Annotated in this window: 12 protein-coding genes; 3 read left to right on the forward strand and 9 right to left on the reverse strand. The window is 60.9% G+C overall.

Features of this window, described 5'->3' with window-relative positions:
* Positions 1-95 precede the first annotated feature (95 nt).
* From ACFOHJ_RS04200 to ACFOHJ_RS04215, 4 genes are all read right to left on the reverse strand, one after another.
* Entirely contained in the window at positions 96-1796 is a 1701-nt protein-coding gene (locus ACFOHJ_RS04200) for an ABC transporter substrate-binding protein (RefSeq protein WP_378218835.1), read from the reverse strand.
* Between the two features lie 89 nt (positions 1797-1885).
* Positions 1886-2233: a RidA family protein gene (locus ACFOHJ_RS04205; RefSeq protein ID WP_378218837.1), complete on the reverse strand. Its 348-nt coding sequence runs from the start codon at positions 2231-2233 to the stop codon at positions 1886-1888.
* Positions 2230-3426: an NAD(P)/FAD-dependent oxidoreductase gene (locus tag ACFOHJ_RS04210; RefSeq protein ID WP_378218839.1), complete on the reverse strand. Its 1197-nt coding sequence runs from the start codon at positions 3424-3426 to the stop codon at positions 2230-2232. Before ACFOHJ_RS04210 ends, ACFOHJ_RS04205 begins: the two co-directional genes overlap by 4 nt.
* Positions 3427-4044: 618 nt before the next feature.
* Positions 4045-4812 carry a VOC family protein gene (locus tag ACFOHJ_RS04215; protein ID WP_378218841.1) on the reverse strand — a complete coding sequence of 256 codons (768 nt, stop codon included), beginning with the start codon at positions 4810-4812 and terminating at the stop codon, positions 4045-4047.
* Positions 4813-5026: 214 nt separating this feature from the next.
* On the opposite strand from ACFOHJ_RS04215, the gene ACFOHJ_RS04220 reads away from it, so the two are divergent.
* Positions 5027-6253 (forward strand): metal-dependent hydrolase family protein, encoded by a 1227-nt coding sequence (locus ACFOHJ_RS04220; protein WP_378218843.1) that lies wholly within the window; start codon positions 5027-5029, stop codon positions 6251-6253.
* On the opposite strand, the gene ACFOHJ_RS04225 is transcribed toward ACFOHJ_RS04220, so the two are convergent.
* The 5 genes from ACFOHJ_RS04225 to ACFOHJ_RS04245 all read right to left on the reverse strand — a co-directional run bounded on the left by ACFOHJ_RS04225 (position 6216) and on the right by ACFOHJ_RS04245 (position 11651).
* Positions 6216-6968: a GntR family transcriptional regulator gene (locus ACFOHJ_RS04225; protein ID WP_378218845.1), complete on the reverse strand. Its 753-nt coding sequence runs from the start codon at positions 6966-6968 to the stop codon at positions 6216-6218. The genes ACFOHJ_RS04220 and ACFOHJ_RS04225 overlap by 38 nt on opposite strands.
* A 163-nt stretch (positions 6969-7131) precedes the next feature.
* Positions 7132-8796: an ABC transporter permease gene (locus ACFOHJ_RS04230; RefSeq protein WP_378218847.1), complete on the reverse strand. Its 1665-nt coding sequence runs from the start codon at positions 8794-8796 to the stop codon at positions 7132-7134.
* 93 nt (positions 8797-8889) lie between these two features.
* Positions 8890-9969, reverse strand: a complete 1080-nt coding sequence (locus ACFOHJ_RS04235) for an ABC transporter substrate-binding protein (protein ID WP_378218849.1) — start codon at positions 9967-9969, stop codon at positions 8890-8892.
* A 121-nt stretch (positions 9970-10090) separates the two neighbouring features.
* Positions 10091-11167 carry an ABC transporter ATP-binding protein gene (locus ACFOHJ_RS04240; protein WP_378218850.1) on the reverse strand — a complete coding sequence of 359 codons (1077 nt, stop codon included), beginning with the start codon at positions 11165-11167 and terminating at the stop codon, positions 10091-10093.
* Positions 11168-11183: 16 nt separating this feature from the next.
* Complete coding sequence (locus tag ACFOHJ_RS04245) at positions 11184-11651, reverse strand: cupin domain-containing protein (RefSeq protein ID WP_378218852.1); 468 nt, start codon at positions 11649-11651, stop codon at positions 11184-11186.
* Between the two features lie 320 nt (positions 11652-11971).
* Here ACFOHJ_RS04245 and ACFOHJ_RS04250 point away from each other — a divergent pair, with 320 nt between their 5' ends.
* Together ACFOHJ_RS04250 and ACFOHJ_RS04255 are read left to right on the forward strand one after the other, a co-directional pair.
* The gene (locus tag ACFOHJ_RS04250; protein ID WP_378218854.1) at positions 11972-13423 is read left to right on the forward strand and encodes an aminotransferase class V-fold PLP-dependent enzyme; all 1452 of its coding nucleotides are present in this window, start codon (positions 11972-11974) and stop codon (positions 13421-13423) included.
* A gap of 112 nt (positions 13424-13535) precedes the next feature.
* On the forward strand, positions 13536-14156 hold the full coding sequence (locus ACFOHJ_RS04255) for a glutathione S-transferase family protein (protein ID WP_378218856.1): 621 nt from the start codon (positions 13536-13538) through the stop codon (positions 14154-14156).
* The last annotated feature ends 119 nt before the right edge of the window (positions 14157-14275 follow it).

Raw genomic sequence — 14275 nt, forward strand, 5'->3', positions numbered from 1 at the left:
AAGTTCCCGTTCTTCACCGATGAAATGCCGATAGTGAAAAACCTGCCGGCGGCACATAATCGCGTACGCGCCGATCAGGCTCCGGACCGATAGCGTCAACTATCCATCCACACCCTGGTCAACTGCATCTGGCGCGAGGGATGGGCGCTGTAGCCGTGAACCTTGGCCGAGGTCATCGTGTAGACGGGCCTCCACAATGGCTGAACCATGATCGCGGCATCCTGGAGAATCTTCTCCACCTTCTCCATCTTGGCCCTGCGCGCCTCGACGTCGATGGTCGCTTCCGCATCCGACAGCGCCTTGTCGAATTCGGGGTCGGAGAAGTGGCTCTCGTTCCATGGCACGCCCGTGCGATAGGCCTGGGCAAGCGCCATCGTGCCAAGCGGCCTGTGTGCCCAGGACGTGGCGCCAAAGGGCGTCTTGTCCCAGATTTCCCAGAACTTCGAGGTCGGCATTACGTTGACGTTGAGATTGATTCCGGCATCCTTGAGCTGATCGCGCAAGGCCTCGCAAACGGCCTGCTGCCACTGGCCGTCGGTATTGCCCACGTCGATGGTGAGGTCGAGTCCGTTGCCATGGCCGGCTTCGGCCAGAAGCGCTCTCGCCCCTTCCACGTCCCGTTCGGTCATCGGCAGGTCGAAGAACTCGGGATGCACGGGGCTGACGTGATAGTTGCGGGCCGCATCCCCCGCTTCCGGGAAAATCAGCGCCTGAATCGCGTTGTTGTCCGCAGCCTTGACGACGGCTTGGCGGACGCGAATATCGGTGAAGGGTTCCTTGTCGACCTGCATGCGGCAGCAGATGGTCTGTGCCGTCTTCACCGAAGCGATCTGCGCCCCCTCGATCGAGCGCGCCAATTCGAGCTGTTCCACCGTCAGCTCATAGATGGCGTCCACGGAATCCGACGCCAGTGCGGCCGCCTGGTTTTCCTGCTCGTAGTGGTAAAAGTGGATTTCATCGAGGAAAACGTCGCCGCCCCAGTATTTAAAATCCTTCCCGTCGGTCGTCATGCTAATGCGCTTGAGGATGCAGCGCTCACCTACTTTCAGCTCCGCGACGGTGAAAGGACCGGTGCCGATACAGTTCTCGGAAAACGGCGGCTTGAACGACGGATGCACGATGAGGGCCGGATATTCGGCACAATCTTCGGCGACCGAGAGTACCGGCGTCGAAAGGTTCAGCTTCAAGGTGTGGCTGTCCACCACTTCCACAGCGCCGGCCGTCGGCTTACGGATGGGCTTGCCCTTTTCGTTCTTGTCGCCGGTGGCCGTCGACAGCGCCGAAAACGTCGAAAGGCCGAGCGTAGAGGAGCCGGTGGCGGAGTCCGTCCAGCGCAGGATGTTCCAGGCAAGATGGTCCGCACTCAGTTCATCGCCATTGTGCCACATGACACCCTTGCGGACATGCAGCGTCCATGTTTTCAGGTCGTCGGACGGCTCCCAGGACTCGACCAGCATCGGACGCACGACGTTGTCAGGGCCGACCTGGGTCATGTATTCGATGGTCTGTCGCGACTGGTTCGACATCTCGTTCCAGCTGTAGGTCGCCGGATCCTCCATCTTGGCGACCATCTGAGCAATCCTCAGCGTCCCGCCACTCTTGGCGTTGGGATCGACTGGAGCGAAAGGAAGAGTGTCCGCGGCCATCGCCGGTGCGGCCATCCCGGCCATGCCGTAGGCCGCGGTGGCCGAGACGCCGAGCAGCGCCGCGAACCGGACGAATTCGCGGCGGCTCATCCGCCCGTCGTCGAGTTGGTCACGCAGCTTCGGCAACAGAATATGATCGCGCTTTTTCATCGTCGTTTCCCCTTTTTTGTTGTTCACTGGTTTCGTGTTGCCATCCGTGCCCGACTCGTCGGCATCCGGACGGACAGGCAGGTCCGCTGCTATACGGCAGCGGTCACCATGATTTCGACGCGGTAATCGTCGCCGGCCAGCCGCGCCTCGACCGTCGCGCGCACAGGCATTGCGCTCTTGTCGATCCAGGCGTCCCAGGCGGCGTTCATTTTCTCGAAGTCGGCGATGTCCCTGAGCCAGATCACCGCGCTCAGGACCTTGGTCTTGTCCGTGCCGGCCTTGGCCAGGAACCCGTCGATCTTGGCGAGAATATCGCGGGTTTGCGCCGTCGTGTCGCCGGACAGGTCGTCGGCGGTCATGCCCGAAAGATAGAGCGTGCCGTTGTGCGTAAGAGCACGGCAGAAACGCGGCCCGTCAGCGAGGCGTTCGATGGTCATGCATTAATTCCTGTTCTGGTGGTTTCTCGGGACGGTGAATGCATAAGCCGCGCCGGCGCCAACTCGTCCGGTTGCACGCCGAGGGCCTGAATATCGGCCGGCAGCCGCTGGAAGCGGATCAGCTCAGCGCAGGTACGCGCCAGCGCCGCCGCGGTCTTGATCCCGTAGCCGCCCTGCCCCGCGAGCCAGAAGAAGCCGTCCGCGACAGGGTCGAACCCGACGACCGGGGAACCGTCGGCCGCAAATGTCCGAAGACCGGCCCAACTATGCGTCACGCGATCGACCTTCAGCGTCGTCGCCTTCTCCAACCGATCGACGCCGATCGCGACGTCGATATCCTCGGCATAAGCGTCGACGGGTTCGCTCGGGGTCGCATCGGCCGGCGAGACGAATATCTGCGCGGCATCGGGCTTGAAATAGAATTCGCCCCCTACGTCGTTGACAAGCGGCCATCCGCTGGTGGCGACGCCCTCCGGCATCGGGATGTTGAAAGCCGTTCGCCGCAGCGGCGTGAGCCCAACCGGCGAGACATCGGCCATGGCGGCGATGCCGTCAGCCCATGCGCCAGCCGCGTTGACGAGGATGGAAGCACCGTATCTTTCCTTCCCCGTATCGACGATCCACTCGCCACCTTGGCGGGAAATCGCTTGCACGCCAGCACCGGTGATCACGCGCGCGCCCCGCTTTCGCGCACCGCGCAGAAATCCCTGGTGAAGGCCGTTGACGTCGATCTCGCGCGAGTCCGGCTCGATGATAGCAGCGGCGACGTAGTCCGGGCGCAGCACGGAAACGCGATCGAGCGCTTCCTTCACCTCCATCGGTCGGATGGACGGCACCAGTTGCCGTGCCCGGTCCAACTCCTCGTCCAGCAGATCGAGCTGGTCTTCGCGTGCAATGGTGATCATGCCGCGCGGCTTCATCAGCGGGTGCTCGCAGAAACCTTCCGGCGGATGCTCAAGAAAGGCGCGGCTCGCCATGGCCAGCCGACGGATGGTCGTGCTTCCATAGTTTTCCGTAAAACTGGCTGCGGAACGGCCAGTGGCGTGATAACCGCACTGCTCCTCCCTTTCCAGGAGGATGACCTTCGCAAAGGCGGAGAGTTCCCACGCCGCGCTGGCGCCGGCCATACCGCCGCCAACGACGAGAATATCGGCCCGATCGATCTCGAGCGAGGAAAAGGAAGACAACGTCATCGCTGTGAGATCCGGGGGGAACGGCCAAGACCGCGTCCGGCAGAATGGAGGCAGTCGACGGCAAGGCAGATCAGCGGAATCGCAGCGAAGGAACGCGCGGGCTCCATCGGCATTACACGCGTCAGTCCGAAAGCGCTCGGCCATGGGTCAGAAAGACGATCAACCAACCTTTTCACCTCCCGGGAAGGATCATAGGGATCGCGCAAAAATTTGGAACGCAAATTTTTAAGCCCATTGATATCGGAAAACCGAATGCTTCGCGGTCGCCGTACCCCGCAAAAGATATTCGCAAACGACCTGCCGGTGGATTCGAAGCGCCATCGTGCCAAGTCCAGGGAAACATGAGAGCGCGTCGCGAAGGGCTATAATTCTCCTCAATGATTTTCTTGGGGACCAGCACATCCGGTAGCAGGATGGGAGATGCCTTTCGCTGACGACTGTACGCCTTCTCCAGAGCGACCAAAGGACGCCGGCGTCACCTAACGTCGCGCCGGACTGCCGGCGCAAGCAGCAATACTCCGTTCCAATATCCACGACGCTGACAGATCGTATCCGTCTGCCGCCGGCTAAAACCATCGCGTACACGGCAGAGCTCGGACAGCCCGGCAAGCAAGACGTCTATCGCGGCCAGTTGGCCCAGCTTCCCGCCGACGCTGGTCCGTGCTCGATTTCACGCCCACTGCTGGTGAGGAAGGCCATGCTGTGGGGACCGCCCTTCTGGACCGCAAGCCAATTAGCCGCCGGGCCGTCACCGGAGGGCGACAATATCTCGATCCGGGTCGCGCCCAGTTCGATCCTCGAGCCCGCAGCGTTATAGTCGTCGTTGTTGATCGGCTCGGCAATCTTCCCGAGTGTGCGTGAAAGCAGTTCCGACAAGGCCGTATGATCCGCGACCACCCAACGTAGCGCGGCTATGCCAACCACTCCGTTCGAATGTTCCCCCGCAGGCGGAACGCGCCATTCGTTGGGGCTTACGTCTTCGATCAGAAACGGCATCTGCCCAGCCCAGGGCGCCTTGGGGATGGTCAGCCGCCAGGAAAGCTCCTTACCATCGGGGCGCTGGCGACCCATGGCGCGGATCGGTGCCATCTCAACGCCGCCTTCCAGGTAACGCGCTACGTCGCCCTCGATATCGTCGGACACCGCGCAGACGTCGAGGAAGCCTCCGCCGAACTCGAGTTTCGGCGCCCAGCGGTGGGCCGGATCTGGGGTCGCGAAGGCCAGAAGTTCGACATAGGCCCCGTCGGCAAGACCGATGAGGGCGTTCTCGGTTCCCGTGGAATGACGACCGCCCTGGCGAACATCGAACCCGAGGGCCTGGTAATATCTGGTAGCGGCTTCAAGCTTCGGGGCCAGAATGACGACGTGGTCGATCGCTGCGATCATTTGGAGCTCCTCCTTTTTTACTTGACAGTGTGAGTCTCCCTTCCATAATGAAAATGTCAATCTCGCAATAGTAAAATGTCAAATTTTGCCCACTACACCAGCGGACGAGGTCTTTTTGGCAACGCCTCGCAGGCGGCTACCTCGTGCCGATAGGTGCTTAGACACACCGCCGATCGGCATAGCCGATTGAGTGGAAGATTCAGGAGGAATTTCGATGTCGGTTGTCACCCTGGCCAATGCCTTCCTGATCGACTGCACCGGCTCGGAGCCCAAGCAGGGAGCTTCGGTCATCATCGAAAACGGCAGGATTCGTGACATTCTCGATGCTTCCGCTGCAGGGTCGGGAGACGTGATCGACCTGGGCGGTAAGACGCTCATGCCAGGGCTCATCGACGCACATGTCCATGCCTGCGCGGTTCAGGCCAACCCGGCGGAACAGCACCGCAATCTTCCGCCCAGCTACATCGCGGTTCAGGCGATGCTGAAGCTGGAGCAGATGCTGCAGATGGGCTTCACGACGGTGCGCGACGCCGGCGGCGCCGATTTCGGATTCCGCCAGGCGGTTGAAGACGGCCACATCAAAGGCCCCCGGATGAAGGTAAGCGGAAATCACCTTTACCAGACCGGCGGACATGGTGACAAACGCCGGCCGGCGGAGTTGTGCACCTGTGTGGCCGCAACGGACGTGGGGCTGGTCGGGGCCGTCGCGGATGGCCCCCATGAGATGCGCAAGGCCGTGCGCGAGAACCTCCGCCGGCACGCCGACCAGATCAAACTGATGTGCTCCGGCGGAGCGATGTCACCGGGCGACGAACTGGATGTCGCCCAGTTCACGCTTGAGGAAATCCGGGTCGCTGTGGAGGAAGCGACCGCTGCCAACCGATACGTCATGGCGCATGCCTATTCGGGCGCCGCGGTGATGAATGCCGCGCGCGCGGGCGTACGCTCGATCGAGCACGGGAACCTGATCACCGAGGAGGCGGCGATTGCCGTACGTGACGCCGATGCGTGGCTTGTGCCGACGCTAGCGGTGTATGAAGCGCTTTCCCGCCATGGCAAGGAATTCAACATTCCTCCGTTCCAGCTCCAGAAGGTGGAAGCGGCGCGCAATTCCGGGTTGCGGGGCCTCGAGATCGCCTATCGCGCCGGCCTCAAGATAGGGACCGGCACGGATCTTCTAGGAACCATGGTGAAGTATCAACCGATGGAGCTCGAGCTGAAAGCCGAGATCATGACACCGATGGAATCCCTTCTGTCGGCAACCCGCACCAACGCGGAACTCATGCGCATGGCGGATCTGACAGGGACGGTCGAACCAGGAAAATACGCCGACCTGATCGTCGTCGACGGGAACCCGCTCAAGGAGATTGCGCTGTTCCAGGACCCCGCGCGAATGCTTATGGTCATGAAAGCCGGGCGGATTTATAGGAATTTGCTGTGATCAGGGAAACTCGATCCAGTTCCAGGATATTGGTATCGAAGAACTCGGATTCCTGAAGAACGGCCTCGATGACCATCTTTTGCGATGTCGTGATCTCGGCGGCCGCCACCTTCTCTGCCCGCTCGGCCTCGCCATTGATGATCGCATCGATCAGCGCCTGATGCTCACGCCGCATCTCACTCGACCGGTTGCGAATAGATAGACCGACGTAAAATAACCTGTCCATTTCCTCAAAGAGCTGCTCCATGAGCTTGATCAGGCGATCGTTGCCGGTGAGCTGCGCAATGCTCAGGTGAAAGCGTCGGTTCTTGTCCAGGAAATCTGAGGTACTGTCTCCGTCCTCTTTCTCGTAGCCGGCGGCGGCCAAGTCGCGCAACCGTTCGACAACATCAGGCGGTATGACCTTTTCAGCAGCAAGGCGTGCAATCTGCGGCTCAATGATCAGGCGCAACTGATAGATATTGGTGATGTCACGCACGGTGATCGGCGCGATCCGATAGCCGCGCCGCTGCACGGAGAACACCAGCCCGCGCTGGGAAAGCCTTGCGAGTGCCGCGCGAATGGGTGCCTTCCCGAGCCCGGTCAAAACCGAGAGTTGCGCCTCAGTCACCTCATTGCCCGGACGAAGGTCACAGCGAATGATCAGGCGCTTAATCATTTCGAACGCCTGGTCGCTTAGCTTACCTTCTACCGGAACTGCTTTCACATCGCCCATTTTATTTCCTCACAAGGAGACCAGATTATACTGTTTAACTCGTTAATCTTGGTCTAATGGCGACATGCCAGCTACGTTAGGTAAACATGTTAATTACCACCTCGCGGTGCTCAGCGCAATGTAAAGTAGCCGGCGGCCGGCCTGGCGGATAAGCGGTACCGGCCTACATTCCTAGCCGGCCGAACAGCCGGCGAACCGAAATCAGCAGTACCGTCATCACAAGGATCACCACCACCCCGTAGGCGGCTGTTTTGCCCGGCTCGCCTGCCGACCAGAATTCGTAGGCTACCACGGAATAGGTCTCGTTGCCGTGCGCCAGCAGAATCAAGGAGGCTGGAAGTTCGCGGAAGCCGCGCATCACAGTGTAGAGCAGCCCGGCCGCCATGGTGGGAAGCAACAGCGGGAAGTAGATCGTACGCAGGATACGCAACCAACTGGCCCCGCTGATGGCCGCCGCTTCCTCCAGTTCCTTGTGTAACTGCCCCATGCCTGCGTAGATCAAGCGTACGCCGTAGGGTAGGAACTTCGTCACATAGGCAATGATGATGATAAGAAGCGTGCCGTAAACGGGTAAGGTCGACGGAAGCCACATGGCGATCAACGCAAGGCCGATTACCACCCCCGGCAGGGCAAGAGGCAGAAACGACAGCACGTCGAGCAAGGCCCATATACGCTGGCGGGACCGAAGCACGGCCCAGCCGATAACCAGGGCCAGCGCCAAAACGACCAGGGCCGCAATCACGCCGGCGGCCAGCGAATTGAGAATGCCGCGGATTGCCGTGCTATCGTTCAACACGATGGCATACCAGTTCAGGGACAGTCGCGACAAACCGCGGAAACTCGGGGCCTGTACAAATGGGCTGAGTGACGTCCAGACGAGGACGAAAAGGGGCAAGCCAACGGTCAGGACGGTGAACAGGACCAGATAGAGATGCGCCGCCGGGCGCCAGCGCCCAAGCACGATGCCGGCGGGCCTGTACCCCTTGCCGCGGACCACCGAAAAGCGCTCGGCGCGGCGGTTGAAATGACGATACCAGAACATGAGCGCGATCGTCACGACAAGCAGCAACACCGACTGCGCGGAGGCCAACGGCCCGTCCGGCGGAATTTGTGTCTGCGTCAGATAGATCTCTGTCGCAAAGACCCTGACATCCGCCTGGAGGCCGATCAAAATGGGGACCGTAACATCCTCGATCGACATTACAAAGCTGACCAGGAAGGCCGCCAGGAGCGCCGGCCGCACCAGCGGCATCGTCACCGTCCCGAGGATTCGCACGGGTCGCGCACCCGACATGGCAGCCGCCTCCTCCAGCGCCGGATCAAGCGCCGCAAAGGCAGGCCAAAGCCACAGGAAAGCAAGCGGCACGTCGAGCAGACCACCCACCCAAACCATGCCCCAGAAAGAATAGATGTCGAACAATCCAGGTCCGAAGACCGGGGCGAGCCAGCGATTGACAACGCCGATATGTTCGTCAAGCAGCAGGACCCAGCTCATCGCGATCAGCACGGGCGGCATGAAGGCGGGAGCCAGCGCCAGAAAGCCGAAGAACGCCTTGGCGCGAACGTTCGTGCGCTGCAAAAGATAGGCGAGCGATGCACCGATAGTTATGGCGATGATCGAACTCGCGGTCGCATAAACCACTGAATTCCAAAGCAACCAATAGCTTGCCGGGTCCGACAGGACCTTGACGTAGTTGGAGAGGCTGCCGCCGGCAGCCTCTCCCTCAGTGGCAAACGAGTTGATGAGCAGCCGGGCCAGCGGCACCACCACCAGCACCACCAGAAGCACCGTACTGGCAAGAAGCAGAGTATCACGCAGAAGCTCCATGGTGAGGATCTTGCTACGAAGGCGCGCGACTAAGCCGCCTCCGGACGATGTCCCGTTGATCCGCATCGTAATTTGCCCTGGCCTTCTGGAAGCTTACTTGCCCAACACCTTTTCCCGGAACATGGTGTCGTACTGACCGATGGTCGCCAGCACTTTATCGGTCAAAGGAACCAACGTCCGGCCGGATGTGGCGACATCGGCAAAGTCGTACTCGGTGTCTTCGCGTGGCCCGAACTGGTGGAATTTCTTGTAGAAGGACTGGCCCCCGTCCTTAGCGATGCGCCAGTCGTAATTGAGCGCAGCAGCGTACGGGTTGGGAGCATCCGCGAGAAACACCGTGTAGGCGGGCAGGATCGGCAAAGGCTCCGGCAAGACGTAGTCAACAGGCGCCCCACGGTCGGCCGCAATGGCGACGTTGCCAGCGTGCATGTCAGCGGCGACCGCGATCTGGCCCGCAGTCAGCGCGTTGGTCAGGTCGGAATTGCTTTGAAAGAGCTGCGGCTTCTTCGCAACCACGGCATCGGCCAGTTTCGCGGCGGCACCCTCTCCCTTGAGGGATGCATAGCCAGCAAGCCAGCGGCCGCCCGACTGAAGCCGCCCGATCGGAGCCGCGAAATCCGAACCCCAGAGTTTTTCCTGGTCGACCGGCACATCTTCCTTGGAGATCGTGTCCGTATTGAAGGCGGTGACCTCCGGCATCAGCCAGTGCACGGTCCACTTGCCGTCGGGGTCGGCATAGCTTGGCGGAAAGCTCGCCGCCTCGGGCGAATGGTAGGAAGCGAGCATGCCGCGCTCCATGAGATAATTGATCTCGCTAGCGGTGATGCCCCCCAGCAGCGAAGCGACCGGCCGACCGGCCGCGGTTTCCGCTTCCACCCGCTGAAGCATGTCCTTGGTGCTCATTCGGACATACTCGACCTTGATTTCTGGATACTTCGCGTGGAACGCCTCCTCCCACGCGCGCATGACATTCGGATCGTCCGCAGCGTATACGACGACCTTTCCGTCCTGCTTGGCCTTCTCCTCGAGGAAAGCCTGACGCTCTCCTGCGGGCTTGGCCGCAAGCTCATCGAGCGCTTTCTGAACCGTCTGCGCTGTCGCACCTGCGGCAAAGGCCTGCAGGAACAGCAGCGCAGTCCCGAATTTCAAAATTGTCTTGCTAGCGTATCCCATTGCATTTCCTCCTCTTTCAGTCGTTGCAACAGCGTACGGAACGGGTCCTCGACCGTGTTTTCAAACGCTGTCGTTTTCCGTAAGCGTAGCCCTGCGGCGTAAGTAGGCGCCCTCTGCCGTCTCATGCCGGGACGCAACGCGCATTGCGGATCGATACGGTCAGCTTCTCGGGCCGGTTCGACACGAGATGGTTGGCGATCTGGGTTCCGGTGGGAACGGTGCCGCGTAGCCTCACCCCTCCTGCCAGCCCCTCCCAGTCGACAACTCCGCCGAGCAGGCTGATACGCTCGAGCGAGACAGCTTGCCCCTCGGACGCCTCCTCGACGGGCTGAAGCTCTTCCGGGCGTACGTAGACAATGACTTTGTCCCCCGCGGCAAAGGTTCGGGCCGACAGGCATGCCAGCGAACCAAGCGGCGTGTCCACCATCTGCCGATCGCCCACGAGGCCGCGCACCACGCCCTCGGTGCGGCATGACTGTCCCAAGAATTCGGCAACGAATCGGGTAGCGGGTCGCTGGTAGATGTCGTTAGGCGCACCTAGCTGCTCAATGCGGCCACGATTCATCAGCGCGGTCATGTCCGAGAGGACGAAGGCGTCCTCCTGATCGTGCGTCACATAGATCGCGGTAATACCGAGGTCTTTGAGAATGCGGCGCAGTTCGAACCGCATCTGCTCGCGCAGTTTGGCGTCGAGATTGGACAGGGGTTCGTCCAGCAGCAGCAGCCTTGGACGTGTGGCGAGCGCCCGGGCCAGCGCTACGCGCTGCTGCTGACCGCCGGACAGAAGCGCCGCCGAGCGTTGGGCAAAGTCGCCCAGCCCTACGGTCGAGAGTGCCCAGGTCGTCCGCTCGACGACGACGGTGCGGGGTTCCTTCGCCGATCGCAACCCGTAGGCCACATTCTCGAATACCGTCTTGTGGGGCCAGATCGCGTAGCTTTGAAAGACCATCCCTATCTGCCGGCGATAAGGTGGCACCACAGCGCCAGCACCCGAAAAAACGGCCTGGCCGCCGATGAAGATCTCGCCCGAGTCCGGCGTCTCGAGCCCGGCCACCGAGCGGAGCGTGGACGTCTTTCCGCAGCCGCTTTCACCGAGAAGCGTCACGATGGTCCCATCCGGCACCGAAAGCGAAAGATTGTCGATCGCCGGGGCGTCGGCGCCTGCGTAGGTGAGGCGAAGGTTCTTGATTTCAAGCACGGAGTTGCTCGACCGGCTATTTGAGATCGGAGCGAATGTCTGCGGTCTCGATCAGCGCGATCCCGAGATTTACCGTCATCGGGTAATTGGACGCCGCGAGATAGCAGAAGGGCTTTTCCGTGCTTGCATTGAAATGCTGGTGCCAGCACATCGCCGGCATTGCGATGGCATCGCCGGCTTTCCAGTCGATCCGTTCACCGTCGATGATCGTGTAGGCTTCGCCCGACAGGGCATACATCATGGCCTCACTCGTGTGACGATGCTTGCCCGTGCTCGCGCCGGCGGGCATTTCGGCGAGGAAGGAGTGGATGGACTTCAGGTTGAAGCCGGTGTGAGCGCTGATAAGCAGTGCCGAGCGCGCCATCTTGTCTTCTTCCCAGACAAGCTCTTCGGAGTGGATTACCTTCTTCGCGCGTTGGTTTTCCTTCGCCGCCTCTATAATGGCAGCGTCGAGTTTTTCACCCCAAGTCGCTTGCTCACCCATGATAATCAGGCCTCCCTCGATGCTGGTACTAACTGGTCGCGGACCTGCCGGCGGGTTAATGTATTAGGCAAGGCCCCATGACATTTTATTGTAACCACAAAGTTTTGCCGCTGACAAGCTAGAGCGCACCGTAATTTTTAAGCCCAGAGACAGCGTCATTCCCCATAACTCTCTGTTATTGATAGGTATTTGTAAAACACGCCATTTCGACAGGTTCACCAACCTTGCCAAAAAGCCGATAAAATTTCCTATGGACGAATCGTGGCGTACAATGTATCTGACATGTCAGAGGCGCCATTAGGAAATTATTAGGCCGTTAGATGAGTCTGCGCGACAAATTCTTAGCCTCGCTCGGCGAGGCAGACCCGATTGCGTCACTACGCGAGGGGCAAATTGGAAACGGCTTGCTGCTGGAAGGTCGCAACGGCATCGTACCGCTGCTCTACGCGGACTATGTCGCGTCCGGCCGGGCCCTGAGCCAGATCGAAAGCTTTGTCGCGAGTGAGGTCTTGCCCTTCTATGGCAACAGCCACACCGAGGCTTCGCTGTGCGGTCGCATGATGACCCGGATGCGTGAAGAGGCGCGCGCAATCATCGCGGCGCATGTGAAAGCCGCTGCCGACTGCCACGTGATCTTCGCGGGCGGTGGTGCCACGGCCGGACTAAACCGGATCACGCGGCTGCTTGGCCTCAGCGAGCGGATTGCCGCCGGCGAGCGGATCGTCGTGATAATCGGGCCTTACGAGCACCATTCAAACATCCTGCCGTGGCGGGAAACCGGTGCTGCGATCTGTGAGATTCCGGAAGCGGAAACGGGCGGTCCCGATCTGGCGGCCTTGGAAGCGGCGTTGATCGAGAACCGGCACGCGGATCTCGTCATCGGCAGCTTCAGTGCGGCCTCCAATGTCACAGGCATCGTGACAGACCCCGATCCTGTAACGCGGCTGCTCAAGCGCTACGGGGCGCGCTCGATCTGGGACTACGCTGCCGGCGCACCTTATCTGGAAATGGACATGCGCTCCGGCACCGACTGCGCCAAGGACGCAATCGTCTACTCCTCGCACAAGTTCCCCGGTGGCCCCGGCGCTTCCGGTATCATGGTCGTGCGCGATAACCTCGTGCGCACGCAGGTGCCGACGGCTCCCGGAGGCGGTTCGGTCGTCTTCGTCTCACCGTGGAAACATCATTACAGCAGCCGCGTCGAATCCCGGGAAGAGGCCGGAACCCCGAACGTAATCGGCGACATCCGGGCAGCGCTGGTGATCCTCCTGAAGGACTGGATCGGAACATATCGCATCGTTGCCCGCGAAACCGAGTTGAGAAGCCGGGCCCTCGAAGCCTGGCGGAACGTCAAGGGCCTGCGGCTGCTCGGCCAGAGAGAGAGCACCGAGGCCCTGCCGATTTTTTCCTTCGTCGTGCACGATGCCCAAGGGCCCGTTCACCATCAGCTTTTCACGCGTCTGCTCAGCGACGTCTACGGCATACAAGCTCGCGGCGGATGCGCCTGCGCCGGTCCCTATGCGCATCGTTTGCTGGAGATCGATGAGGAAGAATCCCAGGAGGTGATGGACCTTATCAACCACGGCGAAGAGGACAGGCGCCCAGGCTGGGTCCGCCTCAATCTCGGCTACCTCCTTTCAGACCAAGAGGCCGACCGCATTATAGAAAGCGTCCGCGAGCTTGTCGGGACCGCCAGAAGCTGGGAGGCGGCTTATTCCCTCGATCGGCGCACGGCGCGCTTCGCTCCGCTACACGAGGATATCCTCCCCTGATCGGGATGGGGTCACGGCTCGGCCTTGCTCAGTGCCATCGCCCAAGCGGTCAGGTATCGAATATCTACAATTCAGATCGACAGGATTTTCAACGGATTTAGGGAGTGGACGGATGATCATCTACGGGGTTACGGGCTCGCCGTTCTGTCGCAAGGTATGGCTTGCTACATTGGTCGCCGGCTTGCGGGACAGGGTCAGCCTAGCGGGCGTCGACCTTGCTAGCAAGGAAGACAGGACACTTCTGGCGAATCCACTCTCGAAGGTGCCCGTGCTCAAAACACCCGACGGGCGGGCCATCTACGATTCCGTCGTCATTATGGAAGTGCTCGACGACCTCAGCGGCGGCAAGCTCATCGGCCGCGGCGCGGACAGGTACTTGCTGCTGACCACGCAGGCGCTGGCGGACGGTATTCTGGAAGCCGCATCGCTTCAAGTACAAGAAAAGCGCTTCCATCCGCAAGAAGGCCAAAGCGAGAAGTGGCTCGGCTTTCAGGCCGGCAAGGTCGCACGAGGCCTGGCCGAATTGGAAGGCAACCCTCCATCGACCGGGGGGAGCGGGGCCCGCATCGACGCGATTGCGGTCGCCTGCGTGCTCGGTTACATGGACCTGCGGTTCGAAGGCCGCTGGCGCGAAAAGCATCCGCGCCTGTGCGATTTCCTGCGCGGGTTCGAGGCGGCCGTTCCGGCCTATGCAGGCACCGGCACGGCCTCAGTTTTCGGCGCAATACCCTAAAAGTAGCCGCATGATACTGCCGGCAGGACGGACGGGCCCCTTATCTTCGAGGGCCCGCCTCTCATGCGATGGTTCTGAAAGGCGAAGAAGATCGCGCAGGGGCTTTCGATTATCTCCGA

The sequence above is a fragment of the Aquamicrobium soli genome, assembly GCF_042646345.1.
In the GTDB taxonomy this organism is placed as follows: Bacteria; Pseudomonadota; Alphaproteobacteria; order Rhizobiales; family Rhizobiaceae; genus Mesorhizobium; species Mesorhizobium soli_A.

Excerpts from the sequence above, each read along its gene's own strand:
- ACFOHJ_RS04200 (WP_378218835.1), bottom strand. The coding sequence starts at position 1,796 with ATGAAAAAGCGCGATCATATTCTGTTGCCGAAGCTGCGTGACCAACTC.
- ACFOHJ_RS04205 (WP_378218837.1), bottom strand. The coding sequence starts at position 2,233 with ATGACCATCGAACGCCTCGCTGACGGGCCGCGTTTCTGCCGTGCTCTT.
- ACFOHJ_RS04210 (WP_378218839.1), bottom strand. The coding sequence starts at position 3,426 with ATGACGTTGTCTTCCTTTTCCTCGCTCGAGATCGATCGGGCCGATATT.
- ACFOHJ_RS04215 (WP_378218841.1), bottom strand. The coding sequence starts at position 4,812 with ATGATCGCAGCGATCGACCACGTCGTCATTCTGGCCCCGAAGCTTGAA.
- ACFOHJ_RS04220 (WP_378218843.1), top strand. The coding sequence starts at position 5,027 with ATGTCGGTTGTCACCCTGGCCAATGCCTTCCTGATCGACTGCACCGGC.
- ACFOHJ_RS04225 (WP_378218845.1), bottom strand. The coding sequence starts at position 6,968 with ATGGGCGATGTGAAAGCAGTTCCGGTAGAAGGTAAGCTAAGCGACCAG.
- ACFOHJ_RS04230 (WP_378218847.1), bottom strand. The coding sequence starts at position 8,796 with ATGGAGCTTCTGCGTGATACTCTGCTTCTTGCCAGTACGGTGCTTCTG.
- ACFOHJ_RS04235 (WP_378218849.1), bottom strand. The coding sequence starts at position 9,969 with ATGGGATACGCTAGCAAGACAATTTTGAAATTCGGGACTGCGCTGCTG.
- ACFOHJ_RS04245 (WP_378218852.1), bottom strand. The coding sequence starts at position 11,651 with ATGGGTGAGCAAGCGACTTGGGGTGAAAAACTCGACGCTGCCATTATA.
- ACFOHJ_RS04250 (WP_378218854.1), top strand. The coding sequence starts at position 11,972 with ATGAGTCTGCGCGACAAATTCTTAGCCTCGCTCGGCGAGGCAGACCCG.
- ACFOHJ_RS04255 (WP_378218856.1), top strand. The coding sequence starts at position 13,536 with ATGATCATCTACGGGGTTACGGGCTCGCCGTTCTGTCGCAAGGTATGG.